Origin of the sequence: Amaricoccus sp. (assembly GCF_017995835.1) — a bacterium.
Taxonomy (GTDB): Bacteria; Pseudomonadota; Alphaproteobacteria; order Rhodobacterales; family Rhodobacteraceae; genus Amaricoccus.
In genome coordinates, this window is the sequence record NZ_JAGOID010000047.1 from 1 (window position 1) to 23997 (window position 23997).

26 protein-coding genes and 1 pseudogene are annotated in these 23997 nt (G+C 70.5%); 14 read left to right on the forward strand and 13 right to left on the reverse strand.

Features of this window, described 5'->3' with window-relative positions; genetic code table 11:
* Positions 1-195: 195 nt before the first annotated feature.
* From pgeF to lgt, 3 genes are read right to left on the reverse strand one after another with little or no spacing between them, the layout of a single operon-like run.
* The gene (gene pgeF / locus KBA23_RS09120; RefSeq protein ID WP_290739720.1) at positions 196-969 is read right to left on the reverse strand and encodes a peptidoglycan editing factor PgeF; all 774 of its coding nucleotides are present in this window, start codon (positions 967-969) and stop codon (positions 196-198) included.
* Complete coding sequence (locus tag KBA23_RS09125) at positions 950-2017, reverse strand: SAM-dependent methyltransferase (RefSeq protein ID WP_290739723.1); 1068 nt, start codon at positions 2015-2017, stop codon at positions 950-952. Before KBA23_RS09125 ends, pgeF begins: the two co-directional genes overlap by 20 nt.
* Positions 2014-2943 carry a prolipoprotein diacylglyceryl transferase gene (lgt, locus tag KBA23_RS09130; RefSeq protein ID WP_290739726.1) on the reverse strand — a complete coding sequence of 310 codons (930 nt, stop codon included), beginning with the start codon at positions 2941-2943 and terminating at the stop codon, positions 2014-2016. The genes KBA23_RS09125 and lgt overlap by 4 nt, the downstream gene beginning before the upstream one ends.
* 119 nt (positions 2944-3062) lie before the next feature.
* Between lgt and KBA23_RS09135 the strand changes: the two genes are divergently transcribed.
* From KBA23_RS09135 to KBA23_RS09175, 9 genes are all read left to right on the forward strand, one after another.
* Positions 3063-3353, forward strand: a complete 291-nt coding sequence (locus KBA23_RS09135) for an accessory factor UbiK family protein (RefSeq protein WP_290739729.1) — start codon at positions 3063-3065, stop codon at positions 3351-3353.
* A gap of 167 nt (positions 3354-3520) precedes the next feature.
* Positions 3521-4024 carry a YbjN domain-containing protein gene (locus KBA23_RS09140; RefSeq protein ID WP_290739732.1) on the forward strand — a complete coding sequence of 168 codons (504 nt, stop codon included), beginning with the start codon at positions 3521-3523 and terminating at the stop codon, positions 4022-4024.
* Positions 4025-4069: 45 nt separating this feature from the next.
* The gene (gene proC, locus KBA23_RS09145) at positions 4070-4891 is read left to right on the forward strand and encodes a pyrroline-5-carboxylate reductase (protein ID WP_290739735.1); all 822 of its coding nucleotides are present in this window, start codon (positions 4070-4072) and stop codon (positions 4889-4891) included.
* A gap of 108 nt (positions 4892-4999) precedes the next feature.
* Entirely contained in the window at positions 5000-5467 is a 468-nt protein-coding gene (phaP, locus tag KBA23_RS09150) for a phasin family protein (protein ID WP_290739738.1), read from the forward strand.
* Between the two features lie 122 nt (positions 5468-5589).
* Complete coding sequence (locus KBA23_RS09155) at positions 5590-5928, forward strand: tRNA-binding protein (RefSeq protein WP_290739740.1); 339 nt, start codon at positions 5590-5592, stop codon at positions 5926-5928.
* A gap of 99 nt (positions 5929-6027) precedes the next feature.
* Complete coding sequence (locus KBA23_RS09160; RefSeq protein ID WP_290739743.1) at positions 6028-6318, forward strand: DUF1330 domain-containing protein; 291 nt, start codon at positions 6028-6030, stop codon at positions 6316-6318.
* 4 nt (positions 6319-6322) lie between these two features.
* On the forward strand, positions 6323-7297 hold the full coding sequence (locus KBA23_RS09165; RefSeq protein WP_290739745.1) for a D-glycerate dehydrogenase: 975 nt from the start codon (positions 6323-6325) through the stop codon (positions 7295-7297).
* A gap of 77 nt (positions 7298-7374) precedes the next feature.
* On the forward strand, positions 7375-7764 hold the full coding sequence (locus KBA23_RS09170; RefSeq protein ID WP_290739746.1) for a DoxX family protein: 390 nt from the start codon (positions 7375-7377) through the stop codon (positions 7762-7764).
* A 118-nt stretch (positions 7765-7882) separates the two neighbouring features.
* Positions 7883-9700 (forward strand): M3 family oligoendopeptidase, encoded by a 1818-nt coding sequence (locus KBA23_RS09175; RefSeq protein ID WP_290739748.1) that lies wholly within the window; start codon positions 7883-7885, stop codon positions 9698-9700.
* Between the two features lie 66 nt (positions 9701-9766).
* Here the strand turns inward: KBA23_RS09175 and KBA23_RS09180 are convergent, their stop codons facing one another.
* The 6 genes from KBA23_RS09180 to recA all read right to left on the reverse strand — a co-directional run bounded on the left by KBA23_RS09180 (position 9767) and on the right by recA (position 17475).
* Positions 9767-11248, reverse strand: coding sequence for a carboxypeptidase M32 (locus KBA23_RS09180; protein WP_290739750.1), 1482 nt, complete (start codon positions 11246-11248; stop codon positions 9767-9769).
* Between the two features lie 71 nt (positions 11249-11319).
* Positions 11320-11886, reverse strand: coding sequence for a L,D-transpeptidase (locus KBA23_RS09185; RefSeq protein ID WP_290739752.1), 567 nt, complete (start codon positions 11884-11886; stop codon positions 11320-11322).
* Between the two features lie 182 nt (positions 11887-12068).
* Positions 12069-12983, reverse strand: a complete 915-nt coding sequence (locus KBA23_RS09190; protein WP_366935305.1) for a Gfo/Idh/MocA family oxidoreductase — start codon at positions 12981-12983, stop codon at positions 12069-12071.
* Between the two features lie 90 nt (positions 12984-13073).
* Complete coding sequence (locus KBA23_RS09195; RefSeq protein ID WP_290739755.1) at positions 13074-13364, reverse strand: DUF1330 domain-containing protein; 291 nt, start codon at positions 13362-13364, stop codon at positions 13074-13076.
* Between the two features lie 20 nt (positions 13365-13384).
* Positions 13385-16042: an alanine--tRNA ligase gene (gene alaS, locus KBA23_RS09200; RefSeq protein ID WP_290739757.1), complete on the reverse strand. Its 2658-nt coding sequence runs from the start codon at positions 16040-16042 to the stop codon at positions 13385-13387.
* A gap of 368 nt (positions 16043-16410) precedes the next feature.
* Positions 16411-17475, reverse strand: coding sequence for a recombinase RecA (gene recA, locus KBA23_RS09205; RefSeq protein ID WP_290739760.1), 1065 nt, complete (start codon positions 17473-17475; stop codon positions 16411-16413).
* 205 nt (positions 17476-17680) lie between these two features.
* Here recA and KBA23_RS09210 point away from each other — a divergent pair, with 205 nt between their 5' ends.
* Together KBA23_RS09210 and KBA23_RS09215 are read left to right on the forward strand one after the other, a co-directional pair.
* Complete coding sequence (locus KBA23_RS09210) at positions 17681-18253, forward strand: NADPH-dependent FMN reductase (RefSeq protein ID WP_290739763.1); 573 nt, start codon at positions 17681-17683, stop codon at positions 18251-18253.
* A complete protein-coding gene (locus KBA23_RS09215) occupies positions 18253-18612 on the forward strand; it encodes a DUF488 domain-containing protein (RefSeq protein WP_290739766.1) in 360 nt (119 codons plus the stop codon). Before KBA23_RS09210 ends, KBA23_RS09215 begins: the two co-directional genes overlap by 1 nt.
* A gap of 279 nt (positions 18613-18891) precedes the next feature.
* On the opposite strand, the gene KBA23_RS09220 is transcribed toward KBA23_RS09215, so the two are convergent.
* Genes KBA23_RS09220 through puuE form a run of 4 tightly spaced genes read right to left on the reverse strand, consistent with a single transcriptional unit; the run spans position 18892 to position 22002 of the window.
* Entirely contained in the window at positions 18892-19380 is a 489-nt protein-coding gene (locus KBA23_RS09220) for an ureidoglycolate lyase (protein WP_290739781.1), read from the reverse strand.
* Positions 19381-19388: 8 nt separating this feature from the next.
* Positions 19389-20309, reverse strand: a complete 921-nt coding sequence (locus KBA23_RS09225; protein WP_290739769.1) for a bifunctional allantoicase/(S)-ureidoglycine aminohydrolase — start codon at positions 20307-20309, stop codon at positions 19389-19391.
* Positions 20306-20584: a hypothetical protein gene (locus KBA23_RS09230; RefSeq protein WP_290739772.1), complete on the reverse strand. Its 279-nt coding sequence runs from the start codon at positions 20582-20584 to the stop codon at positions 20306-20308. The genes KBA23_RS09225 and KBA23_RS09230 overlap by 4 nt, the downstream gene beginning before the upstream one ends.
* On the reverse strand, positions 20581-22002 hold the full coding sequence (gene puuE, locus KBA23_RS09235; RefSeq protein ID WP_290739774.1) for an allantoinase PuuE: 1422 nt from the start codon (positions 22000-22002) through the stop codon (positions 20581-20583). The genes KBA23_RS09230 and puuE overlap by 4 nt, the downstream gene beginning before the upstream one ends.
* A 151-nt stretch (positions 22003-22153) precedes the next feature.
* Between puuE and uraH the strand changes: the two genes are divergently transcribed.
* The 3 genes and pseudogenes from uraH to KBA23_RS09250 form a co-directional block, all read left to right on the forward strand.
* The gene (gene uraH, locus KBA23_RS09240) at positions 22154-22513 is read left to right on the forward strand and encodes a hydroxyisourate hydrolase (protein ID WP_290739776.1); all 360 of its coding nucleotides are present in this window, start codon (positions 22154-22156) and stop codon (positions 22511-22513) included.
* Between the two features lie 5 nt (positions 22514-22518).
* Positions 22519-23439 (forward strand): hypothetical protein, encoded by a 921-nt coding sequence (locus KBA23_RS09245; RefSeq protein ID WP_290739778.1) that lies wholly within the window; start codon positions 22519-22521, stop codon positions 23437-23439.
* 83 nt (positions 23440-23522) lie between these two features.
* Positions 23523-23997: pseudogene (locus KBA23_RS09250) on the forward strand (NAD(P)(+) transhydrogenase (Re/Si-specific) subunit alpha); the annotation flags it as partial.

Consider the following 23997-nt stretch of genomic DNA (forward strand, 5'->3'; position numbering starts at 1 on the left):
AGGCCCGCCAGGTTCAAGTCATCGATATCTGGTGGGGCTCCTGCCATGCCCGCATGGATTCAGAAATCCCTGCGCTTGTGGATCCCCTATCGACACAACCGCCCACCTTTTTGCCCCGGTTACGCGGATTCGCCGTAAACCCTTGACGCCGAAGCCTTCAGACGGAAACCGCATGACTTGGGGCAGGGGAGCCGGTCAGCCCTCCAGCGCGATGGCGGAGATAAGGCGGCCGTAGTCGGTCTCGCCGGCGCGGGTGGTGCGGCGGTAGGAGAAGAACCGGTCGGGGTCGGAGTACGTGCACGCGCCGATCCAGGCCGCCTCCGCCACCCCGGCGGCGCGGAGGCGGTCAAGGACGAAGACGGGCAGATCGAACCGCATCCGGTCGCCCTCGCCCTGGGCGAAGTAGCGGGCATGGGCGGGGTCCTCGTCGGCGAAGCGGTAGTAGAATTCCGGCCCCACCTCATAGGCGCGCTGGCTGATCGTCGGACCGACGACGGCACGCACGCGCGCGGTCGCCGCGCCGAGCCCTTCCATCGCCTCCAGCGTCGCTTCGAGCACGCCGTCGAGCGCCCCGCGCCAGCCGGCGTGGGCGGCCCCGATCACCTGCGCCCCGGCGTCGTGGAACAGCACCGGGGCGCAATCCGCCGTCAGCACGCCGAGCGCGAGGCCGGGCCGGTCGGTCACCATCGCGTCGGCGCGGGGGCGCTCGGACCAGCCCTCCGGCGTCGCGACCACGGCCTCGGCGGAATGGATCTGGTGCAGCGACAGCAGCCGCTCGGGCGGAACGGCCAGCGCCTGCGCGACCCGGGCGCGGTTCAGCCGCACCGCCTCGGCCTGGTCGCGCGACCCGGGCCCGCAGTTCAGCCCGCGATAGACGCCCGACGATGCGCCGCCACGGCGCGTGAAGAACCCGTGCCGGGCGCCGGCAAGCAAGTCCGAAGTCAGGATCTCAAGGTTGTTCTGGGCCATCCGCGAATCCGGGCGGCGCGCCCGTCCAGGGCGGGACGAAGGCCAGCGCCTTGAACAGCGTTCCCATTTCCGCAGCGTCGGTCAAGCGCCGAACGTCCGCGGCGATCAGCGTCGCCACGTCGGGGCCCCTGCCGCGGGCCAGACGCGCCGCCCGCGCGGCGATCCCGAGCCGTTCGAGGAACGCGCCCTGCGGCTCGGGGCCGAAGGCGCGCGCCGGCGACGCGGCTTCGGCCAGCGCGCGGAAACGGACATGGGCGGTCACGTCCGCCGTTCCCGGCGCGGCGAGCGGGTCGACGGGGGCGTGGCGCGAGAGCGCCTGAAGCGTGTCGCCGACGCCGTCCCACGCGCCGTAGTCTATGACGAGCGCTGCGCCGCCCTCGGCCGCGATCCGCGCGCCCACGACCGCCGCCGCCACCTCGCCCACTGGGCAGGTCTCCACGATCACGCCGTCCGCCGTCAGCGGAAAGCGCCGGTCGAGATCCGGGTCGATGCGCAGCGACCCCCATTCGAACGCGAGCCGTCCACCGGCGAGGCCGACACGGCGCTCCTGCCAGGCAGGGTCGGCGCGGCGATGCTGGCGGATCGGCAGGGCGTCGAAGAACTCGTTGGCGATCAGGTAGAGCGGCCCGGGCGGCAGCGCGCTGACGCGGTCTGCGAAGCGTGGCGCCGCCGACGCCAGCCGCTCGGCCTGCGCCCGGCGCAGGACCGGGCTCGTCTCGACCAGCCACAGCTCGGCCGCCGCGAGCAGGCCCGGCGCGGCCGCCATCGCGCGCAGCGCGTCGGCCATCAATGTGCCGCGGCCGGGGCCGAGTTCGGCAAGGACGAATCGGGACGGCGCCCCCTGGTCGAGCCAGACCTGCGCCAGCCACGCCCCGATGAGTTCGCCGAACATCTGGCTGACCTCGGGCGCGGTCACGAAGTCGCCGCGCGCCCCGAACGGGTCGGCCGCGGCGTAGTAGCCTTGCCCGGCCGCCGCGAGGAAGTCGTCGAGGCCGATCGGCCCGGTTGCCGCGATCCGGGCCGCCAGCGTCGCGGCGAGCGGCGTCACCGCTTGCGTCGCGCCCGCCGCGCCGCCGGGCGCGCGGGCGCCGGCCCGGCCGCAGGCGCCGGTCGGGCCGACAGGACGAGGAGCACGATCCCGGCGGCGACCATCGGCAGCGACAGGATCTGACCCATCGTGAGGCCCCACGTCCCGAAGGCGAGGACATGGCCGAAGGGGTTGGCGGCGGTCACGAACTGGGCGTCCGCCTGCCGGAAGGCCTCGACGAGGAGCCTTGCGAACCCGTAGCCGAGGAGAAAGAACCCCATGACCCGCCCCGGCCGGGTCAGCGCCCCGCGGCGGATGGCGAGGAACAGGAGAAGGCCGAGCAGGACTCCTTCGAGCGCGCCCTCGTAGAGCTGCGAGGGGTGACGGCCGCAGGCGACCGGCCAGGGCACGGGGCAATCGGCTCCGGGGAACACGACCGCCCAAGGAACCTCGGTCGGCCGCCCCCACAGTTCGCCGTTCACGAAGTTGGCGAGACGGCCGAAGAACAGCCCGACCGGGGCCGCGGCCGCCACCGCGTCGCCGAGCCGCAGCGTGTCGACGCCATTGCGCCGCGCAAAGCCGACCGTGGCGAGAACCACGCCGAGGAAACCGCCGTGGAAGGACATGCCGCCCTTCCAGACCGCGAGGATCTCGGCGGGGTTCGCGAAGTACCAGGCCGGTTGGTAGAACAGGACGAAACCGAGCCGGCCGCCGAGGATGACGCCAACCACCATCCAGGTCAGCAGATCCTCGGCGCGCGCCGGCTCCATGGGGCTGCGGCCGCCCCAGAGCCCGGGCCGGGCGCAGAGCCAGGCGATGTAGCGCCAGCCCAGCACCAACCCGGCGATATAGGCGAGGGCGTACCAGCGCAGCGCCAGCTCGTGCCCGAACAGGTTGACCGAGAACAGAACCGGGTCGATGTCGGGAAAGGGCAGGGCGAGCAGCATCGGGTTCCGCGGGGGAGAGGCGCCGCCTGCATCACGGCCCCTCCGGCGCTTGTCAAGCGAGGGTTGGAAACGGCGCCGCAAACGGCCATATCCCGTCGCAGGGCAAGGAGGTGCGATCCATGCAGACCCGCGGCAAGTTCTTCGACGACATCTCGCAGCTGATGACCAACGCCATGGGCGTGGCGCAGGGTGCGCGGACCGAGGCCGAGACGGCGCTCAAGGGGCTCGTCGACCGCTGGCTCGCCGACCGCAATTTCGTCACGCGCGAGGAGTTCGACGCGGTGCGCGCCATGGCGCAGAAGGCGCGCGAGGAGAACGAGGCGCTGCGGGGCCGCATCGAGACGCTGGAGGCCGCGCCGCGCCGCAAGGCCAAGGCCGGCGCAGCGACCGGAGAGGAAGGTCCGCGTTAAGGACGCCGGTTTTTGTAACCGATGCGACACAAAATTTGTCTTTACAGTCCCCCTGGCCTCCCCCACCATATCTTGTAGGTCGTAGGTTCCGGCCTATGATCTGTTGTTAACCTCCAACCCCGATCGGGGTTCGCCCCGGCGGCGGTCCAGATGGAAGGGCGGCGGGCATGGCTGTTGTAGAGCGCGATTTCAATTCCGAGGACCTCCACCCCATCGACATCGTGGAATCGCTGGCCGAGGAGCGTTCCTGGGACTTCGACCGGATCGCCGACGATCAGATCGCCATGGCCATCGAGGGCGCCTGGCGCACCTATTCCGTCACCCTCGCCTGGTCCGCGCGCGAGGAGACGCTCCGGCTGATCTGCGCCTTCGAGATGGCGCCGCCAGCCCGCAAGCTCGGGGCCTTCTACAAGATCATGGCGCTCGCCAACGACAAGTGCTGGTCGGGCGCCTTTGTGCTGTGGCCGGATCAGAAGCTGATGGTCTACCGCTACAGCCTCAATCTCGTCGGCGGCGCCTCGGTCGGGGCGGGGCAGATCCAGGACATCGTGCGCGCCGCGGTGGCGGCGTCGGAGCGGTTCTACCCCGCGTTCCAGCTCGTGGCGTGGGGCGGCGAGACTCCGGAGAAGGCGCTTGGAATCGCCATGGGCGAGGCCTACGGTCGCGCCTGAACGAACGCGGCCCCCTCTCCGGCCGCGTGCGGGGAGGGGGCGCCCATGGACATCCCGGATCTGGCAGGTCGAGGCCTCGTGCTGCTCGGCTGCGGCAAGATGGGCTCGGCGCTGCTCGAGGGCTGGCTCGCGGGCGGCCTGCCGGCGTCGGCCGTCTCGGCGCTCGAGCCGAACCCGTCGCCGCGACTGGAGGCGCTGGCGCGCGAGGGGCTCCGGCTCAATGACTATCCACCCGAACCTCCCGGCATCGCCGTCGTCGCCGTGAAGCCGCAGAGCATGGGCGCGGCGCTGCCCCGCCTCGCCGGGTACGGCGGCGGGGGTACGCTTTTCGTCTCCATCGCCGCCGGCACGCCGATCCGGGCCCTCGAGGAGGCGTTCGGGGCCGGCACGCCGATCGTGCGCGCCATGCCGAACACGCCGGCGGCGATTGGCCGGGGCATGACCGCGCTGGTCGGCAACGACGCCGCGGGCGAGGAGGGGATGCGCGTCGCCGAGACGCTGATGGCCGCCGTCGGCGAGACGGCGCGGCTGGAGACCGAGGCGCAGATGGACGCGGTCACCGCCGTCTCCGGTTCGGGCCCGGCATATGTGTTCCTGATGATCGAGGCGCTCGCCGCGGCGGGCGAGGCCGAGGGGCTCGCGCCGGATTTGGCGCTGCGGCTCGCTCGTGCTACGGTCGCGGGCGCCGCGCGGCTGGCCGAGGCCCCCGATCGGGAGCCGTCCCGGCTGCGCGCCGACGTGACGAGTCCCGGCGGAACCACCGCCGCAGCGTTGGAGATGCTCATGGACGAAGGCGATGGCCTGACCCCGCTGATGCGCCGCGCCGTCGCGGCCGCGGCGGCCCGCAGCCGGGCGCTCGCCGGCTGACCGAAAGGGGCTCATGCTGCATTGCAACATGGGGCCCCTTGACATTCTTGCTGCACTGCAACATATGGCTTGCAGAGGATCGACGAACCCCAGCCGAGGAGACCAGAAATGTTCGACCCCAAGACGTTCTCGTTCGATGTCGAGAAGCTCACCGACTTCTTCAAGCAGAACGACTTCACCAAGCAGCTTTCGACGATGAAGGTGCCGGGCTTCGACACCGAGGCGGTGCTTTCCGCCCAGCAGAAGAACATGGACGCCCTCGTCGAGGCCAACAAGGCGGCTGCGGCCGGCTACCAGGATCTCTTCAAGAAGCAGATGGCGATCTTCGAGGAGACGATGAGCGAGGCCGGCAAGCACCTGAAGTCCTTCGACGCCACCAAGCTCGACGCCGAGAGCGCCAAGGCCCAGGGCGAACTCGCCAAGGCCGCCTTCGAGAAGGCGCTGGCCAACATGCAGGCCCTCGCCGAGAGCGCCCAGAAGGCCAACACCGACGCCTACGAGATCGTCTCCGCGCGCATCAAGGAGAGCCTTGGGGAACTCCGCGACCTGGCGACCAAGCTCACCACCAAGGCCTGAGCCCCCATACGCGCCCCGCACGCGCCCCGGGTCCGCCCGGGACGTGAGAGCGGCGCGAAAGAAAACCTGTCGAGCACCGAAACCGCTTGCCCTCCCCGGGCAGGCGGTTTCTCTTTTCCGGCATGACCGAGATTGCCTTCGACGACTTCCTCAAGGTCGACATCCGCGTCGGCCGCATCACCCGCGCCGAGCCCTTCCCCGAGGCGCGCAAGCCGGCGCTGAAGCTCTGGATCGACTTCGGCCCCGAGATCGGCGAGCGCAAGTCGTCGGCGCAGATCACCGAACGTTACGCGCCCGAGGCGCTGGCGGGCCGGCTGGTCCTTGCGGTCGTGAACTTCCCGCCCCGCCAGATCGGCCCGTTTCGCTCCGAGGTGCTGACCCTCGGCCTCGCCGATGCGGACGGCGCGATCGTGCTCGTCGAGCCCGGAATGCCCGTCCCCCTCGGCTCGCGCCTGCACTGAAACCGGACCTTTCCTCCCACCGTTCGATCTGGTCAGCCCGCGCCCTCGACGATAGCCTTCGCGCCGGCGCCCCCCCGCGCCTGACAGGGAGAGAGCTGCATGGCCGCATATCTCGTGGTTGACACGGACATCTCCGACGCCGACGCCTACGAGCGCTACAAGGCGCTGGCGCGGCCGGTCGTCGAGGCCTACGGCGGCGAGTACCTCGCGCGGGGCGGCGCCCTCGACGTGTTCGAATGCGACCTCTGGACGCCAAGCCGGCTGGTGATCATCCGCTTTCCCGACGCCGCCGCCGCCCGGGCCTGGGCCGACAGTCCGGAATACGCGGCGGTCAGGCCGATCCGCCATGGCGCGGCTCGCGCGACGCTCGCGGTCGTGGAAGGGATCTAGCGCCATGGCCGACACGCCCGCCCGCATCGTCGTCACCCGCAGGATGCCCCCGGCCGTCGAGGAGCGCCTCGCCGCCTCCGGCCTCGACGTCGCCTTCAACGAGGACGACCGCCTTTTCACCCGCGCCGACACGATCCGCGCCTTGCAGGAGGCCGACGGCATCCTGCTCGCCGTCGGCGACCCGCTCGACGGCCCGCTCCTCGACGCCGAAGGCAGGCGGCGGACGCAGATCATCGCCAACTTCGGCGTCGGCGTGAACCACATCGACCTCGACGCGGCCAGGGACCGCGGCGTCATCGTGACGAACACGCCCGGCGTGCTGACCGACGCCACCGCCGACACGGCGATGATGCTGATCCTCCAGGCCACCCGCCGCGCCTCGGAGATGGAGATGCAGCTCCGCCGTGGCGAATGGGGCGGCTTCTCGCCGACGGCGCAGCTCGGCATGTCGGTCCAGGGCAAGACCCTCGGCGTCATCGGCATGGGCCGCATCGGCGCCGCCACCGCCCGGCGCGCCGTGCTCGGCTTCGGCATGAGGGCGATCTACTTCAACCGATCCGCCGTCGGCCCCTGGGACCTCCCCGCCGAGGCGCGTCCCTCGATCGAGGCGGTGATGGAGGAGGCCGACGTCGTCACCCTCCACGCCCCCGGCGGCGGCGCCAACCGGGGCCTGATCTCGGCCGAGCGCATCGCGCGGATGAAGCCGACGGCCTATCTCGTCAACACCGCCCGCGGCGATGTCATAGACGAGACGGCGCTGGTCGCGGCGCTTGTCGCGGGCCGCATCGCCGGCGCCGGACTCGACGTGTTCGCGCACGAGCCGGAGGTGCCGGCCGAACTCGTCGCGCTCGCGAACGTGACGCTCCTGCCCCATATCGGCAGCGCCACGCTCGAGACCCGCACGGCGATGGGGATGCTCGCGGCCGACAACCTCATCGCCCATTTCCGTGGCGAGCCGCTGCCCTCACGAGTAGTTTAACGCCATCGGGGTTGACGCCGGCGTGACCGGTGGGCGATTTCCCGACGTCTGCTGTCAACAAAGCGAGATACCGAAGCATGGCCAAGCCCCTGAACGCCTGGGCGCCCCGGATGCTGAGCATCCTGCGCATCATGGCGGCGCTGCTCTTCATGGCCCACGGCACGCAGAAGCTCCTCGGCTTCCCGGCCTCCGACTTCAGCCCGGCCATGTTCTCGCTGCCCTGGATCGCGGGCGTGCTCGAGCTTTTCGGCGGCGCGGCGCTCGTCGTCGGGTTCATGACCCGGCCTGTGGCCTTCGTGCTCTCCGGCCAGATGGCGGTCGCCTATTTCATGGCCCACGCGCCGCAGAGCTTCTTTCCGGCCCTGAACGGCGGCGACGCGGCGATCCTCTTCTGCTTCGTCTTCCTCTACCTTGCTGTAGCCGGCCCCGGCCCGTGGAGCGTCGACGCCGCCCGCGCCCGCGCCTGACGCCGCCCGACCTTCCCCGCCGGCCCGGACCCGTGTTCGGGCTGGCACTTTATCGTGGCCGCCTCGACACCGGCGGGCCGAGCGCATAACTCTGCGCCGACCCTCCGAGGAGCACGCCATGACCGACCCCCGCGCCCGCGATGCCCGCGATCCCACCGCCGGCGACAACGAGCTGGGCCCGATGCCCTCCTGGGACCTCTCCGCGCTCTACACGGGCGAGGACGCCCCGCAGCTCAAGGCGGACCTCGAATGGCTCGCGGCCGAATGCGCCGACTTCGCCCGCGACTACGAGGGCAGGCTCGCCGACCTCGACGCCGCCGGCCTCCTCGCCGCGATCCGCCGCTGGGAGCGTATCCAGCAGGTCTCCGGCCGGATCATGAGCTTCGCGGGTCTGCGCCACTACCAGAACACGCTCGACCCGGCGCGCGCCAAGTTCTTCGGCGACAAGCAGGCCGCGATCACCGACGCGACAACGCCCCTCGTCTTCTTCACGCTGGAGCTGAACAGGATCGACGACGCGGCGCTCGACGCGCGCCTCGAAGCCAACGCCGATCTCGCCCGCTACAAGCCGGTGCTCGACCGCATCCGCGCCATGAAGCCTTACCAGCTCTCCGACGAGCTGGAGAAACTCCTGCACGACCAGTCCGTCGTCGGCGCCGCCGCCTGGAACCGCCTCTTCGACGAGACGATGGCGGGCCTGACCTTCGAGGTGAACGGCGAGACCCTCGGGCTTGAGGCGACGCTCAACCTCCTCTCCGACACCGACCGCGCCAGGCGCCAGGCCGGGGCCGAGGCGCTGGCCACAGTCTTCGCGGAAAAGCGCGCGCTCTTCGCCCGGATCACCAACACCCTCGCCAAGGAGAAGGAGATCGAGGACCGCTGGCGCAAGCTCCCCACCCCGCAGATGTCACGCCACCTCGCGAACGACGTCGAGCCGGAGGTGGTGCAGGCGCTGCGCGACGCCGTGGTCGCCGCTTATCCCCGCCTGTCGCATCGCTACTACGCACTGAAGGCGCGCTGGCTCGGCCTCGACAAGCTTCAGGTCTGGGACCGCAACGCGCCCCTGCCGCGCGACGACGACCGCAAGATCCCCTGGGCCGAGGCGGTGGACACGGTTCTCGCCGCCTACCGTGACTTCGACCCGCGCATGGCGGAGCTGGCCCAGCCCTTCTTCGGCGACGGCGGCTGGATCGACGCGGAGGTGAAGCCCGGCAAGGCGCCCGGCGCGTTCGCGCATCCCACGGTGACGGACGCGCACCCCTTCCTGCTTCTCAACTACCTCGGCAAGCAGCGCGACGTGATGACGCTCGCCCACGAGCTCGGCCACGGCGTCCACCAGCGCCTCGCGGCTCGGCAGGGCGAGCTTCTCGCCGATACGCCGCTGACGCTGGCCGAGACCGCCTCGGTGTTCGGCGAAATGCTGACCTTCCAGAGGCTCCTCGCGGCCGCCGAGACCCCGGAGGCGCGCAAGATCCTCCTCGCCGGCAAAGTCGAGGACATGATCAACACGGTCGTCCGCCAGATCGCCTTCTACGACTTCGAATGCAAGCTCCACGCCGCCCGCCGCGACGGCGAGCTGACGCCCGAAGACATCGGCGCGCTGTGGATGAGCGTGCAAGGCGAGAGCCTCGGCCCGGCCTTCGAGTTCATGCCGGGCTATGAAACCTTCTGGTCCTACATCCCGCATTTCATCCATTCGCCATTCTACGTCTACGCCTACGCCTTCGGCGACGGGCTGGTGAACGCGCTCTATGCGGTCTACCGCGAGGGCGACCCAGCCTTCGCGGACAAGTATCTCGCGATGCTGGAAGCCGGGGGCTCCAAGGGCCACAAGGAACTCCTCGCCCCCTTCGGCCTCGATGCGACCGACCCCGCCTTCTGGGACAAGGGCCTGTCGCTCATCTCCGGCATGATCGACGAGCTGGAGGCGCTCTGAATCGCGCCTTCGGAATACACCTTTTGAATCAAACAGTTGATTGGGCTATCACTGTGATAGCCTGCGTCATGGGCGGTAGAGCGGTTCGAACTTTGCCTTCAGCGCCGCAACCAGCGCCTCCGGCCGGGCCTCCCGCCCGGCCGCTTCGGCGATCAGCCGCGCCGGCGGCAGCATCCGCCCGCGCCGGTGGATGCGAGGCCTGAGCCAGGCGAGAGCCGGCGCGAAGTCCCCCGTCGCCACCCGCGAGTCGAGGTCGGGGACGTCCGTCCGCAGCGCCGCGTCAAGCGTCGCGGCATAGACATTGCCGAAGGTGTAGGTCGGGAAATAGCCGAAGGCGCCGACGGACCAGTGCACGTCCTGGAGCACGCCCATGGCCGCGTCGGGCGGCCGGATCCCGAAATCCGCCTCGAAGCGATCGTTCCACGCCGCCTCGAGCCCGTCGACGTCGAGATCGCCGGCGATCAGCGCCCGCTCCAGGTCGAAGCGCAGCATGATGTGGAGGTTGTAGTGGACCTCGTCCGCCTCGGTGCGGATGAAGCCCGTCTCCACCCGGTTCACGGCGCGAAAGAGCGCGTCCGGGCTGTCGAGCGACAGCGGACCGAAGGTCTCGACCAGGAGCGGATAGAGCCACTCGGCAAAGGCCCGGCTCCGCCCGATCTGGTTCTCGTAGAGCCGCGACTGGCTCTCGTGCACCCCCATTGAGGCGAACTGACCGGCCGGCGTCAGCCCGGTCTCCGGGTCGAGGCCCTGCTCGTAGAGCGCGTGGCCTACCTCGTGGATCGTGCTGTAGATGCTGCCGAGCGGGTCGGCCTCGTCGATGCGCGTGGTGATCCGCACGTCTCCGAAGGTGCCCGAGCAGGAGGGATGCACCGCGAGGTCGATCCGGCCCGCCTCCCAGTCGTAGCCGAGCGCGCCGGCGATCCGCCGCGACAGCGCGATCTGCTGCTCCTTGGGGAAGTGTCCCTCCAGCCGGGGCGCCGCGCCGCCGCCGTCGGTAAGGCGAGCGCGCAACTCGACGAGGCCCGGCCGCAGCGCCGCGAACAGCCCCGCCGCCGCTGCGGCTGTCATCCCCGGCTCGTGCTCGTCGAGGAGCGCGTCGTAGCCGTCGACAGCCTCACGGGCGAGGCACTCCGCCTCGTCGCGTTTGAGCCGCAGCACCCGGTCGAGCGCCGGCGCGAAATCGGCGAACCGCCGCGCCGCCCGCGCCTGCTCCCAGATCGTCTGCGCCTCGGCCGTCGTCGCCGCCAGCGCCGCCGCCAGCGCCGCCGGCACCCGCGTCGCCCGGCCGTGGATGCGCCGCGCCTCGGCGACCTGCACCGCCGTCACAGGGTCCGCCCCCGCCGCTTCCGCCGCGTCCGCCGCCTCCGCAAGCGCCGGATCCACCTCGAGCGCGTGCAGCGCGCGGGCCACCGCCCCCGCCTCTTCCGCCCGCTGCGCCGCGCCCCGCCGCGGCATCTGCGTCTCCATGTCCCATCCGAGCAGGCCCGCGACACGCCCCATGGCGGAGATCTGGCGCAGGTGGTCGTTCAGGGCTGCTGCTGCGGTCACGTTCGGGGCTCCTCGCGAAATGGCGCGCCCCGTCTAGCAGCCGGCCGCCGGATTGTCCCGCGGCCCGGGCGCTACATCACCACGACCTTTGCGCCGGGGGCGACCCGATCATAGAGGTCGATCACGTCCTGGTTTATCATTCGGAAGCAGCCGGAGGAGGCGGCCCAGCCGATCGACTTCGGTTGGTTGGTGCCATGGATCCGATATCCGGAATCGTGGCCGTTGAAGTAGATGTAGAGCGCGCGTGCTCCGAGCGGGTTCTGCGGTCCGCCCGGCATCCCGTCCGCCCATTTCTCCAGATAGGGCTCGCGCTTGATCATTTCCGGCGGCGGCGTCCAGGTCGGCCAGCGGGCGGTGCGGGCGACGTAGCCCGATCCGGTCCAGCCGAAGCCCTCGCGCCCGATGGCGATGCCGTAGCGCGTCGCCATGCCGTCGGGCTCGACGAAATAGAGGAACGGTCCCTTGGTGTCGATGACGATGGTTCCCGGGGCCTCGGTGGTCTCGAAGGGCGCCCGGTTGCGCAGCAGCGCCGGATGAAAGCTGTTCACATCGATCGCCGCGAGCATCCGCCCGCCGTCGTTGCGCGCCGCGTAGATCGCCGGATCGGCCGGCGCCGCCTGCGGCGGCGGCGTTGTCACCGGCACATCCTCCGGCACACATCCCGCAGCGACAATCGCGGCAAGGAGCGCTGGCGCCAGTCTCCGTCCCGTCATCGTTCTCGTCCCCTGTGGATAAGGCTGCACCGAATCGGCCGCGCCTTCAAGGGAGCGGCCGCGCGAGCCTAGGCAGCAGGACTTGCCGGGATCTGAATCGCCCCGGCTTACTCGGGGCCGGCGGCCTCGTAGATCATGTCGATCATCGCCTGATTCCCGCGCGAGAACTCCAGCGGGCAGGGATAGGCAGCGCCGTCGAGCACGGCGGCGTTGAAGGCGTCGGCCTGCGCCAGGTACTGGTCCGACCGGGCGAATCGCTCCACGTGCACGACCGCGTCCGAACCGCGCAGCTCCAGCACCGCGTCGCCGTAGTAGCCGGCGTTGAACGGCGCGTGCAGCGTCAGCCACCCGGCGTCGCCGTGGAAAGCCATCATCTGCCGCGGGGCCATCCGCATCGAGACGTAGAAGTCGAGATGGAAGTCCGGGAAGTCGGCCTGCACCCGCGCCGTCGCGTCGATGCCGAGGCGCCAGTCGATCGAGGCCGTCGCCGCCAAGGGCTCCGCCCCGGTGACGAAGCGGGTGGTGACGCAGGGGTAGACCCCGATGTCGCGCAATGCGCCGCCGCCGAGCCCAGGCATGTTGCGAATGTTGGCCGGATCGTCGTTGAAGAACGAGAAGCAGCCTTGCACCTGCATCAGTCGGCCAATGGCGCCGTCCCGCACGAGCTCGCGCGCCCGGATCCACTGCGGGTGGTGGGTGACCATGAACGCCTCGGCTGCGAGGAGGCCGGTGCGGTCGCGCAAGGCGATCAGACCGTCGATCTCCCCGGCCTTCAGCGCGATCGGCTTCTCGCAGAGCACGTGCTTGCCGGCGTTGAGCGCGTTGGCGGTCCAGGCGACGTGGTCGCCGTTCGGCAGCGGGATGTAGACCGCGTCCACGTCCCGGTCGGCCAGCAACGCCTCGTAGGTCGCGTGGGTGCGCGCCCGGTAGGGCGCCGCCAGCGCCGCGGCCTTGCCCGGCGTGCGGCTCGCGACGGCGACGAGGTCGCCGCGCTCGCTGGAATGCAGGGCCGGAGCGCCCATTCCCGGGCGATCTTGCCCGCGCCGAGAATGCCCCAGCGGATGCGTTCCATTTTTCTCGGCTCCCTGTCGTTCGGCGGCCCGGCGCGTTCGTCAGCCCTCGATGCCGGCCACCACCACGAGATCCCGCTCCGAGGCGCCCTTCGCATGGACGAGCGCCGCCTGGTAGGCCTCGGAGTTGTAGCAGGCCTCCGCCGCGGCGATGTCGGGGAACTCCACCACGACGTTTCGCGGCCGGTCCCGCCCCTCGAGCTGCACATGGGCCCCGCCGCGGGCGAGGAACTTGCCCCCATGCGCCGCAATCGCCGGGCCCGCAAGCCTCGCGTAGCGCCCGTAGGCGTCCTCGTCGGTCACCACGACATGCGCAATCCAGTAGGCCGGCATCGCTTCTCCTTCCCTCCCGTTCAGGCTTCGAGCAGCGCCCGCGCCGCGGCGATCGCCTCGGGCGCCTTGCTGGCGTCGGCCCCGCCGGCCTGTGCCATGTCGGGCCGGCCGCCGCCGCCCTTGCCGCCGAGCGCCTCGGCGGCGACCCGCACGAGATCGACGGCCGAGATCCGCTCGGTCAGGTCCGCCGTGACGCCGGCCGCGACCGCCGCGCGGTCGCCCGTGTCTGCGACGAGCAGGACCACGCCCGATTTCAGCTGCGCCTTGTGCTCGTCGATCAGCCCGCGCAGATCCTTGCCCGAGACGCCGCTGAGCGACCGGGCGAGGAAGCTTACGCCCTTCACCGTCTCGGGGCCCGCCGGCGCGCCGCCGTCACCCGCGAGCGCGGCCTTGCGGCGCAGGTCGGCGACCTCCTGGCTGAGGGCCTTGCGCTCGTCGAGGAGCGCGCGGATGCGCTCGGCCAGTTCGTCGGGCCGGGCGCGCAGGAGGCCCGCGGCCTCGCCGAGCGCGGCGATCTCGGCGGCCGTGTGGATGCGGGCCGCCTCGCCGGTCAGCGCCTCCACCCGGCGCACGCCGCTGGCCGAGGCGGTCTCCAGCGTCAGCCGGAACGCGCCGATGTCGCCGGTGCGCGCGACATGCGTGCCGCCGCAGAGTTCGAGCGAGTAGGTGTCGCCCCGCAGCCCGACGCCCGAGCCCGCGCTCGTGCCCATCGAGACGACGCGGACCTCCTCGCCATACTTCTCGCCGAACAGCGCCCGGGCGCCGATCTTCTCGGCGGCATCGGGCGTCATGATGCGCGTCTCGACCTGGGTGTTCTGGCGGATGAAGGCGTTGACCTCCGCCTCGACCACCCCCTGTTCGGCCGGGGTCATCGCCTTGCCGTGGGTGAAGTCGAAGCGCAGCCGGTCCGGCGCGACGAGGCTGCCGCGCTGCGCGACGTGATCGCCGAGCGTGCGGCGCAGCGCCTCGTGCAGCAGGTGCGTCGCCGAGTGGTGGGCGCGGATGGAGTTCCGTCGCTCCTGGTCGACCGCGAGTTCCGCCGCCGCGCCCCGCACGAGCCGGCCGCTCTCGACCCTGCCTTCGTGGACGAAGAGGCCGGCGCGCTTTCTGACGTCGGTGATGGCGACCTTGGCCGCGTCGGTGCGCAGCGTGCCGGCGTCGCCGACCTGGCCGCCGGACTCCCCGTAGAACGGCGTCTGATTCAGCACGATCTGAACCGTCTCCCCCGCGCCGGCCGCCGGGAGTTCTGCGCCGTCGCGGACCAGCGCCGCGACTTGGCCCTCGGAGGATTCGGTGTCGTAGCCGAGGAACTCCGTCGGTCCGAGTCGCTCGGCGAGCGCCAGCCAGATCGCCCCTTCCGCCGCCTCGCCTGAGCCCGCCCAGGCGGCGCGGGCGCGGGCCTTCTGCTCCGCCATGGCGGCCTCGAAGCCCGCGACGTCGACGCTGCGACCCTTCTCGCGCAGCGCGTCCTGGGTGAGGTCGAGCGGGAAGCCGTAGGTGTCGTAGAGCCGGAACGCCGCCTCGCCAGGCAGCGCGGCGTCCTCGGGCAGGCGTTCGAGCTCGTCGTCGAGGAGCTTGAGCCCGCGGTCGAGCGTGGTCTTGAACCGCGTCTCCTCGAGTTGCAGCGTCTCCTCGATCAGCGGTCGGGCGCGGACGAGTTCGGGGAAGGCCTGGCCCATCTGCTGGACCAGCGACGGGACCAGCCGCCACATCACCGGGTCCTGCGCGCCGAGCAGGTGCGCGTGCCGCATGGCCCGGCGCATGATCCGGCGCAGGACGTAGCCGCGGCCCTCGTTCGAGGGAAGGACGCCGTCGGCGATCAGGAACGACGTAGAGCGCAGGTGGTCGGCGATCACCCGGCAGTGGACCTTGCCCGGCCCGTCCGGATCGGCGGAGGTCACGTGCGCAGTCGCTTCGATCAGCGCCCGCATCAGGTCGGTGTCGTAGTTGTCGTGCTTGCCCTGGAGCACGGCGCCGACGCGCTCCAGCCCCATGCCGGTGTCGATTGACGGCCGGGGCAGGGGGGTGCGGGATCCGTCGTCATGGCTCTCGTACTGCATGAAGACGAGGTTCCAGATCTCGATGAACCGGTCCCCGTCCTCGTCCGGCGAGCCCGGCGGGCCGCCGGCGACGGAGGGGCCGTGGTCGTAGAAGATCTCGGAGCACGGCCCGCACGGTCCGGTCGGCCCCATCATCCAGAAGTTGTCCGAGGTGGCGATGCGGATGATCCGCTCGTCCGGCAGCCCCGCGACCTTGCGCCACAGTGCCACCGCCTCCTCGTCGTCATGGTAGACGGTGACGAGAAGCCTTTCCTTCGGCAGCCCGAAGCCCTTGGTCAGCAGCTCCCAGGCGTAGGGGATGGCGTTCTCCTTGAAGTAGTCGCCGAAGGAGAAATTCCCGAGCATCTCGAAGAATGTGTGATGCCGCGCCGTGTAGCCGACGTTGTCGAGGTCGTTGTGCTTGCCGCCGGCGCGCACGCATTTCTGGCTGGTGGTGGCGCGAACATAGTCGCGGTGCTCCTGACCGGTGAACAGGTTCTTGAACTGGACCATGCCCGAGTTCGTGAACATGAGCGTCGGATCGTTCCGTGGAACCAGTGGCGAGCTTTCGACGATCCGGTGGTCGTTCTGCCCGAAATAGTCGAGGAAGGTCGATCGGATGTCGTTGAGGCTCGCCATGGGCTCTTCCGGTTGCGCAGGCTGAACGGTCCGAATCGAGCGGCTTCACCGCCTCCGGCCCCTGCCGGAACCTGTTAGCGTCCGCCTCCTCCCGAGTCCACGCCTCGCAGGGCGTCGCGGCTCCGGCCCGGGGTCGCCCGTGTTCCGTTCTGGCCCGCGGGCGTTCTGCGCGCGGGAGGTTCACTCAAGGCATTGATCTTGCGGGAGCCGGTTCGCTGATCCGGTCAGCCCGGCGGGACGCTTCCGGCGGGGGCGTTCGCCTCCGCCCGGCCGAGGGGGGGCTCGATGCCCCCCCGAGGCCGGCCCCCGCCCAAACGACAATGCCCCGGTGCGCCTCGCGCCGGAGCGTCGTCGGCGGGAGGCGCGGGTCAGTCGTCCAGCGCCCCGGCCTGCTCGTCGGCGGTCATGCCGAAGTCGAGGCCGTGGGCGGCGCGGATCTTGTCCTCGATCGCCCAGGCGATGTCGGGGTTGTCCTTGAGGAAGGTCTTGGCGTTCTCGCGGCCCTGGCCGATGCGCTGATCGGCGAAGGAGTACCAGGCGCCCGACTTCTCCACCACGCCGGCCTTGACGCCGAGGTCGATCAGCTCGCCGCGCTTGGAGATGCCCTCGCCGTACATGATGTCGAACTCGACCTGGCGGAACGGCGGCGCGACCTTGTTCTTCACCACCTTCACCCGTGTGGCGTTGCCCACGACCTCGTCGCGGTCCTTGATCGCGCCGATCCGGCGGATGTCGAGCCGCACGCTGGCGTAGAACTTCAGCGCGTTGCCGCCCGAGGTCGTCTCCGGGCTGCCGAACATCACGCCGATCTTCATGCGGATCTGGTTGATGAAGATCACCATGCAGTTCGAGCGCGAGATCGCCGCGGTCAGCTTGCGCATCGCCTGGCTCATCAGCCGGGCCTGGGCGCCGACCTGCGCGTCGCCCATCTCGCCTTCGAGCTCGGACTTCGGCGTCAGCGCCGCCACCGAGTCTACCACGACGACCGAGACCGCCCCGGAGCGCACCAGCGTCTCGGTGATCTCGAGCGCCTGCTCGCCGGTGTCGGGCTGCGAGATCAGCAGCTCGTCGATGTTGACGCCGACCTTCCTGGCGTAGGCCGGGTCGAGCGCGTGCTCGGCGTCGACGAAGGCGCAGACCCCGCCGGCGCGCTGCTCCTCGGCGAGGACATGCAGCGCCAGCGTGGTCTTGCCGGAACTTTCCGGTCCATAGATCTCGATGATCCGCCCCTTGGGCAGGCCGCCGATGCCGAGCGCGATGTCGAGGCCGATCGAGCCGGTCGAGATCGCCTCGATGTCGAGCGCCGGCGTCTGGCCGAGCCGCATGATCGAGCCCTTGCCGAAGCTGCGCTCGATCTGCGCCAGCGCCGATTCCAGCGCCTTCTGCTTGTCCATGCCGCGTCTTTCGGAGAAGTCCACCACGGGAGAGCTCATATCGTGCCCCTATATTCCACACCTGTCGGATCGCGGCAATCCGGGCAAACCGTTCATGCCTTGTTCTCGATGTCGAAGATTGGGGAAAAACAGGAACATTGCAACGCAAATCTTCGGGTCCGGGGGCAGGCTCGGTGCGAATCCCTAACGTTTGGTTTACGGCGGCACCGGCGCCATACTCGGGTCGGCAGCAAGGAGAACGCCCATGTCAAACTACCGCGTCGGCTATTTTGTCGGGAGCCTCGCCAAGGGCTCGATCAACCGCAAGCTCGCCAGGGCGCTGGTGCGGCTCGCGCCCTCCGACCTGATCATGACGGAGATCGGCTTCGCCGACCTGCCGCTCTACAGCTATGACTACGACGCCGATTTCCCGCCGACGGCGCGCGCGTACAAGGAGACCCTCGCAGCGCAGGAGGCCTTCGTCTTCGTTACGCCGGAGTACAACCGCTCGATCCCCGGCGGGCTCAAGAACGCGCTCGACTGGGGGACGCGGCCCTGGGGGCAGAACGCCTTCGCGCGCAAGCCTTCGGGGGTGATCGGGACGTCGCCCGGCGCGATCGGGACCGCGCTCGCGCAACAGAGCCTGCGCGGCGTCCTCGCCTTCTGCAACTCGCCGATGATGAACGTCATGGAGGCCTACATCCAGTTCAAGCCGGGGCTCATCGCCGACGACGGCGAGGTGACCAATCCCGACACCGAGAAGTTCCTCAAGAGCTGGATCGACGAGTTCGCCTTGTTCGTTGAGCGCGTCTATACGGCGTTGCCGCGACCGACCTGATGGGCGCGATCGGCCTGCGGCGGGCTTACGATCCTGCGGGAGAGGGCGAGGGCGCGCGGGTGCTGGTGGATCGCATCTGGCCGCGCGGGATCGCCCGGGCGCGCCTGGACATCGACGAATGGGTCAAGGACCTTGCCCCGAGCGACGATTTGCGGCGCTGGTTCGGCCATGATCCGGCGCGCTGGAGCGAGTTCCGCCGGAGGTATCTCGCGGAGCTGGCGGCGAATCCCGCCCCCTTCGAGGCGCTCCTCGCCCGCGCGCGGTCCGGACCGCTCACGCTCCTCTATGCCGCGCGCGACCAGGAGCACAACAACGCCGTCGTCCTCCGGCAGGCCATCGAGGAGCGGCTGAAGGAATAAGGAGAGGTGCCCGACGATGTCGCCGGCTGGACGCCGGGCGGGCTTTCCGGTGGCGGGTCTTGCGTTGAAAGACGGGTTCGACGCGATCCTCGCCGCCATTGGCGGTTGACTGGAGGGGCTTCTCCGTCATCCCGAGGCTCGCCCGGTCATGGCGGCGTCACGAAGCGTCGCTAGGAGAAGGGCGCCCGAGGGAATCGGGCGCGTAGCGAGTGTGTCGTGCCGTCGGGAAGCGTTCACGGCCGGCCGGGGCGGGAGCGGGGGCTCCCGACCCCGCGCCGGTCAGGCGACGACGGCCCACGGCTCCTCGAAGCGGTGCTCCTCCAGGTTCACCCCCGTGCCGATCCGGTCCACGATCAGGAAGTCAGCCGGCCGGTCGAGAGGCGTGAGCACCCCGTGCCAGACGTTGCGCAGGTAGTTCACGCCCTGTCCGGGCGCGGTGACGAAGGCCCGCGGCCGCCCCGGATGGCCGCCTTCGTCCGGCGCGACGATCACGACGAACGGATCCCGCCCCAGCGGCACGAAGGCCTGGCTGCCGAGCGGGTGGCGCTCGACCATGTCGAGCGCCAGCGGCAGGCGGTAGGGCTGCGCCCGGCCGATCGAGACGCCGATCCGGCCGTCGCCTGTCGCCTCGGTGCGGGCGAGGTCGTGGAAGCGCCGCGCCATGCCGCGGTTGAAGTCGAAGCTGCCCGCGCCGGCGGCCTCGATCACGTCGCCGAAGGGCGCGAAGACCTCCGCCGTCAGCTTTTCCAGCCGCAGGGTCCGGTCGATCACCTGGTTCACCGTCCGAAGCCGCGCAGCCGCGCGTGGCGGTTCACGTCCTTGTAAAGCAGGTAGCGGAACCGGCCGAGGCCGCCGGCGTAGCAGGCCTGCGGACAGAAGGCGCGCAGCCACATGAAATCGCCCGCCTCGACCTCGACCCAGTCGCGGTTGAGCTTGTAGACCCCCTTGCCCTCGAGCACGTAGAGCCCGTGCTCCATCACGTGCGTCTCCATGAAGGGGATCTCGGCGCCGGGCTGAAGGTTCACGATGGTCACGTGCATGTCGTGGCGCATGTCTGAGTGGTCGAGGAACCGCGTCGTCGTCCAGCGGCTCTGCGTGTCCGGCATGGCCACTTCCTTCACGTCCGCCTCGTTCACCACCAGCGGCGGCGGCGGGTCCATGTCCTCCAGCGGCTCATAGGCCTTGCGGATCCAGTGGAAGACCACCCGTTCGCCGGTGTGGTTGCGCTGTGTCCATGTCATGTTCGGCGGGATGTAGGCGAAATGGCCGGGCGAGAGCAGGAAGGTCTCCGGCCCGATCGTCACCAGATGCTCGCCCTCCACGGTGAAGAGGACCGAGCCGACGCCCTCCTCGGTGTCCGGCCGGACGCTGCCGCCGCCGGGCTCGACCTCGACGATGTACTGGCTGAAGGTCTCGGAAAATCCGGTCATCGGCCGGGCGATGATCCAGGTCCGGGTCTTGTCCCAGAAGGGCAGGCCCGAGGTCACGATGTCGGTCATCACCCCGCGCGGGATGAAGGCATAGGCCTCGGTGAAGACCGAGCGGCCCGTCATCAGCTCGCTCTGGCCCGGCAACCCGCCCTTCGGCGCGTAGTATGCGCGGGTGAAGTCGGGCCGCTCCTCGCCCTCGGCATAGGTCGATTGGGCGTTCTTGCGGGTGAGGCGCTTGCTCCGGTCGCGGTTGGTCTGTTCGTTCATGCCGTCTCCTCCAGGAACCGCCGCGCCGCGCGGCCGTGCTCGGCGCGCAGGCGGGCGAGGCCGACGCCGACCGGCCGGCCGTCCTCGACGGTCCAGCGTCCGGCGATCATCACGCGGTCGGCCCGGTGGGCCCCGCATAGAACCAGCGCGGCGAGCGGATCGCCCGCGCCGGAGATACCCAACCCGTCGAGCGTGAACAGCGCGAGGTCCGCCTGCCTGTCCATTTCGCCGTCGGCGAGGATGGCGAGGATCCGGAGGCGCGCGGGATCGGTCATGCGGGCAGCATGTCGCGAAGCCGCAGGAGCGCGATCCGCTCGACCTGCCGGCAGGCGGCGGCGAACTCCTCCTCGCGGCCGTTGTCGATCCGCCGCTGGAAGGCCGCCAGGATGTCGTCCTTGGTCAGTCCGCGCACCGCGATGATGAAGGGGAAGCCGAACTTCGCCACATAGGCCTCGTTCAGCGCGGTGAAGCGCACGCGTTCCTCGTCGGTCAGCGCGTCCAGCCCCGCGCCCGCCTGCTCGGCGGTCGATTCCGGCGTCAGCCGCTTGGCCGCGGCGAGCTTGCCCGCAAGGTCGGGGTGGGCGGTCAGCACGCCCAACCGTTCCGCCTCGGAGGCCGAACGGAAGATGCGGGCGAGCGCGTTGTGGACGCCGCCGGCGGTGTCGTGCGCCGGCCCGAGCTCCATCTCCCAGGCGCGCTCGGCGATCCACGGGGAATGTTCGAAGACGCCGCCGAACTTCGTCACGAAGGCCTCCTTAGGCATCTGCGACGGCCGCTCCCACGGCGCCGGCGCCGGATGCCGCTCGGCCCAGTGTCGGGCGATCGCGAGCCGGGTCGGGAACCAGACCCGGTCATGCCTGCGGGCGTAGTCGAGGAACTTCGCCAGCGCCGCCGCGCGCCCCGGCCGGCCGATCAGCCGGCAGTGCAGGCCCACCGACATCATCTTGGGCGACCCCGCCAAGCCCTCGGCATAGAGCGTGTCGAAGGCGTCCTTGAGGTACTGGTAGAACTCCTCGCCATGGGTGAAGCCCGCGGCGATCGCAAAGCGCATGTCGTTGGCGTCGAGCGTGTAGGGAATGATCAGCTGCTGCCGTCCGGCGTGCTCGCGCCAGTAGGGCAGGTCGTCGTCGTAGGTGTCGGAGACGTAGTCGAACGCCGCGGTCTCGGTCACGAGATCGACGGTGTTGACCGAGCAGCGGCCGGTGTACCAGCCGCGGGGCGGCTCGCCGGTCACCTCGGTGTGCAGCCGGATCGCCTCGACGATCTGCGCGGCCTCCTCGTCGCGCGGCATGTCGCGATGCTCGACCCATTTCAGCCCGTGCGAGGCGATCTCCCAGCCCGCCTCCTGCATCGCCGTCACCTGCGCCGGCGACCGCGCCAGAGCCGTCGCGACGCCGTAGACCGTCACCGGGATGTCGCGCGAGGTGAACATCTCGTGCAGTCGCCAGAACCCGGCGCGGGCGCCGTACTCGTAGATCGACTCCATGTTCCAGTGCCGCAGCCCCGGCCAGGGTTGCGCGCCGGTGATCTCCGAGAGGAACGCCTCCGAGGCCGCGTCGCCGTGTAGCACGCAGTTCTCGCCGCCTTCCTCGTAGTTCAGGACGAACTGCACGGCGATCCGCGCCCCGCCCGGCCAATCGGCCGCCGGGGGTCGTCCACCATAGCCCTGCATGTTCCGGGGATAGCGTTGCACCTGCGTACTCCGTCCAAACGGTCGCGGCGAGACTAGTCCAACCGTGGCGGGGAGGCTTTCAAATTCGCCTTGAAGGTTCTTTAGGCCGGCGGGGCTGGTGCGCCGCCCCCCGTTACGGCCATGATCGGTCGCGAGCCAGGAGGAGGAGCGCATGGCCGAAGGTTACGTCACCACCCATGTTCTCGACGCAGCGCGCGGATGTCCCGCCGAGGGGCTCGCGATCGAGGTCTGGCGGCTCGACGGCGACAGCCGCCGGCTGACCCGCCGCCTGACGACCAACGACGACGGCCGCACCGATGCGCCGCCGATCCCCAGGGGCGAGCTCGAGCCCGGCGTCTACGAGTTCGTCTTTCACGCCGGGGCCTATCTCGATGGGGCGCTCGGGCCGTCCGATGGTCCGCGCTTCCTCGACGTGGTGCCGATCCGCTTCGGGGTCGCCGACGCCACGGCGCACTACCACGTGCCGCTGCTGCTCTCGCCGTTCAGCTATTCGACCTATCGCGGCAGCTGAGCCGCATGACCGCGGCGCTCGCGTGGGTCGGGGCGAACGCCCGCCCCCTGCTCGCGCTCGCCGCGGCGCTCTGCTTCGTCGCGCCCGGGCTATCGACAACGCTGCGCCCGTTTCTGCCGCTCAACGTCGTGCTGGTCCTCGGACTCGCCATGGCCCGGATCGAGCTTCTGGCCGCCGCGCGCGACGCCTTGCGGCTGCAAGCCGCGGCGAGTCTCGTCGGCATCGTCCTCGCCCTCGTTCCCGCGTCGGCGCTGGCGTATCTCGGCTCTGCCCGCGCGCTCGGCTTCGGCGCGGACCTCACCGGGGCGCTGATCTACCTCGCCGCCGCGCCGCCCATAGCTTCCGCCGGCGGCCTCTGCTTCATCCTTGGCCTCGATGCTCGCCGCGCCATCGAGGTGACGATCGCGGCGACGCTGCTCACGCCGATCCTCGGCCCGCTGACCGTCGAGATCCTGCTGCCGGGCGGCACGCCGCTGTCCCCCGCGGCGCTCGGCCGCTATCTCGCGCTGATGATCGCCGGCGGGGTGGCGCTCGCCGTCGCGATCCGGGGACTCGCCGGTCCGGAGACCGTCGCCCGCAATCCCCGCGTCCTAGACGGGCTCGCCACGCTGGCGCTGATCGGGATGGTCCTGCCGCTCTTCGCCGGCGTCCCCGCGCTGGTCCGCTCCGAACCCGTCCTCGCCGCCGGGCTCCTCACTGTCGCCGTCGCCGCGAATCTCGGGGTCAACCTCGCCATCCGCGCCGCGCTCGCCGGCCGGATGGGGCCTGAGCGGGCGGGCGCCTACGGCTTGCTCTTCGGCAACCGCACCATCGCGATCTATGCGGCGGCGCTTCCCCACGACCCGCGCTTTGCGCTGTTCGTGGCGCTCTACCAGCTCCCGATTCTGCTCACCCCCATGCTCCTGCCCCGTCGCGCGACAAATTGACTCGTTAACGCAGACTGCTACAAGGCCGGGCGTCCTCGCGGCCGGCAGCTGCCGCGCGGGCCCAGCGGGAGGAGCGAACGGCAGTGAAAATCGGCGCCCCACGAGAGATCTTCGAAGGCGAGAAACGGGTCGCGATGACCCCGCAATCCGCCCTTGCGCTCAAGAAGCTCGGCTATGACTGCCTGATCGAGGCGGGCGCCGGCGAGGCGGCGCGCTTTTCCGACGACGCCTATCGCGATGCGGGCGTGACGGTGGCGCCGACCGCCGCCGATCTCTGGGCGCTTTCGGACGTGGTCGCGAAGGTCCGTCCGCCCGAGCCGTCCGAGGTCGAGCGCGCCAAGCCCGGCCAGATCGTCATCTCGTTCCTCTACCCGGCGCAGAACGGCGAGCTGCTCGAATCGCTCCGGGCGAAGGACGTCACCGCGCTCGCGATGGACATGGTCCCGCGCATCAGCCGGGCGCAGAAGATGGACGCGCTGTCGTCGATGGCCAACATCGCCGGCTATCGCGCGGTGATCGAGGCCGGCAACAACTTCGGCCGCTTCTTCACCGGCCAGA

Bases quoted from the DNA above. Each gene is read 5' to 3' on its own strand.
- phaP (WP_290739738.1), top strand. From the start codon at position 5,000: ATGTTCGACCCCAAGACGTTCTCGTTCGATGTCGAGAAGCTCACCGAC.
- KBA23_RS09190 (WP_366935305.1), bottom strand. From the start codon at position 12,983: ATGGGCGCTCCGGCCCTGCATTCCAGCGAGCGCGGCGACCTCGTCGCC.
- KBA23_RS09155 (WP_290739740.1), top strand. From the start codon at position 5,590: ATGACCGAGATTGCCTTCGACGACTTCCTCAAGGTCGACATCCGCGTC.
- KBA23_RS09215 (WP_290739766.1), top strand. From the start codon at position 18,253: ATGGGCGCGATCGGCCTGCGGCGGGCTTACGATCCTGCGGGAGAGGGC.
- recA (WP_290739760.1), bottom strand. From the start codon at position 17,475: ATGAGCTCTCCCGTGGTGGACTTCTCCGAAAGACGCGGCATGGACAAG.
- KBA23_RS09210 (WP_290739763.1), top strand. From the start codon at position 17,681: ATGTCAAACTACCGCGTCGGCTATTTTGTCGGGAGCCTCGCCAAGGGC.
- alaS (WP_290739757.1), bottom strand. From the start codon at position 16,042: ATGGCGAGCCTCAACGACATCCGATCGACCTTCCTCGACTATTTCGGG.
- KBA23_RS09175 (WP_290739748.1), top strand. From the start codon at position 7,883: ATGACCGACCCCCGCGCCCGCGATGCCCGCGATCCCACCGCCGGCGAC.
- lgt (WP_290739726.1), bottom strand. From the start codon at position 2,943: ATGCTGCTCGCCCTGCCCTTTCCCGACATCGACCCGGTTCTGTTCTCG.
- proC (WP_290739735.1), top strand. From the start codon at position 4,070: ATGGACATCCCGGATCTGGCAGGTCGAGGCCTCGTGCTGCTCGGCTGC.
- KBA23_RS09140 (WP_290739732.1), top strand. From the start codon at position 3,521: ATGGCTGTTGTAGAGCGCGATTTCAATTCCGAGGACCTCCACCCCATC.
- KBA23_RS09230 (WP_290739772.1), bottom strand. From the start codon at position 20,584: ATGACCGATCCCGCGCGCCTCCGGATCCTCGCCATCCTCGCCGACGGC.
- KBA23_RS09225 (WP_290739769.1), bottom strand. From the start codon at position 20,309: ATGAACGAACAGACCAACCGCGACCGGAGCAAGCGCCTCACCCGCAAG.
- KBA23_RS09195 (WP_290739755.1), bottom strand. From the start codon at position 13,364: ATGCCGGCCTACTGGATTGCGCATGTCGTGGTGACCGACGAGGACGCC.
- KBA23_RS09135 (WP_290739729.1), top strand. From the start codon at position 3,063: ATGCAGACCCGCGGCAAGTTCTTCGACGACATCTCGCAGCTGATGACC.
- KBA23_RS09170 (WP_290739746.1), top strand. From the start codon at position 7,375: ATGGCCAAGCCCCTGAACGCCTGGGCGCCCCGGATGCTGAGCATCCTG.
- uraH (WP_290739776.1), top strand. From the start codon at position 22,154: ATGGCCGAAGGTTACGTCACCACCCATGTTCTCGACGCAGCGCGCGGA.
- KBA23_RS09165 (WP_290739745.1), top strand. From the start codon at position 6,323: ATGGCCGACACGCCCGCCCGCATCGTCGTCACCCGCAGGATGCCCCCG.
- pgeF (WP_290739720.1), bottom strand. From the start codon at position 969: ATGGCCCAGAACAACCTTGAGATCCTGACTTCGGACTTGCTTGCCGGC.
- KBA23_RS09160 (WP_290739743.1), top strand. From the start codon at position 6,028: ATGGCCGCATATCTCGTGGTTGACACGGACATCTCCGACGCCGACGCC.
- KBA23_RS09245 (WP_290739778.1), top strand. From the start codon at position 22,519: ATGACCGCGGCGCTCGCGTGGGTCGGGGCGAACGCCCGCCCCCTGCTC.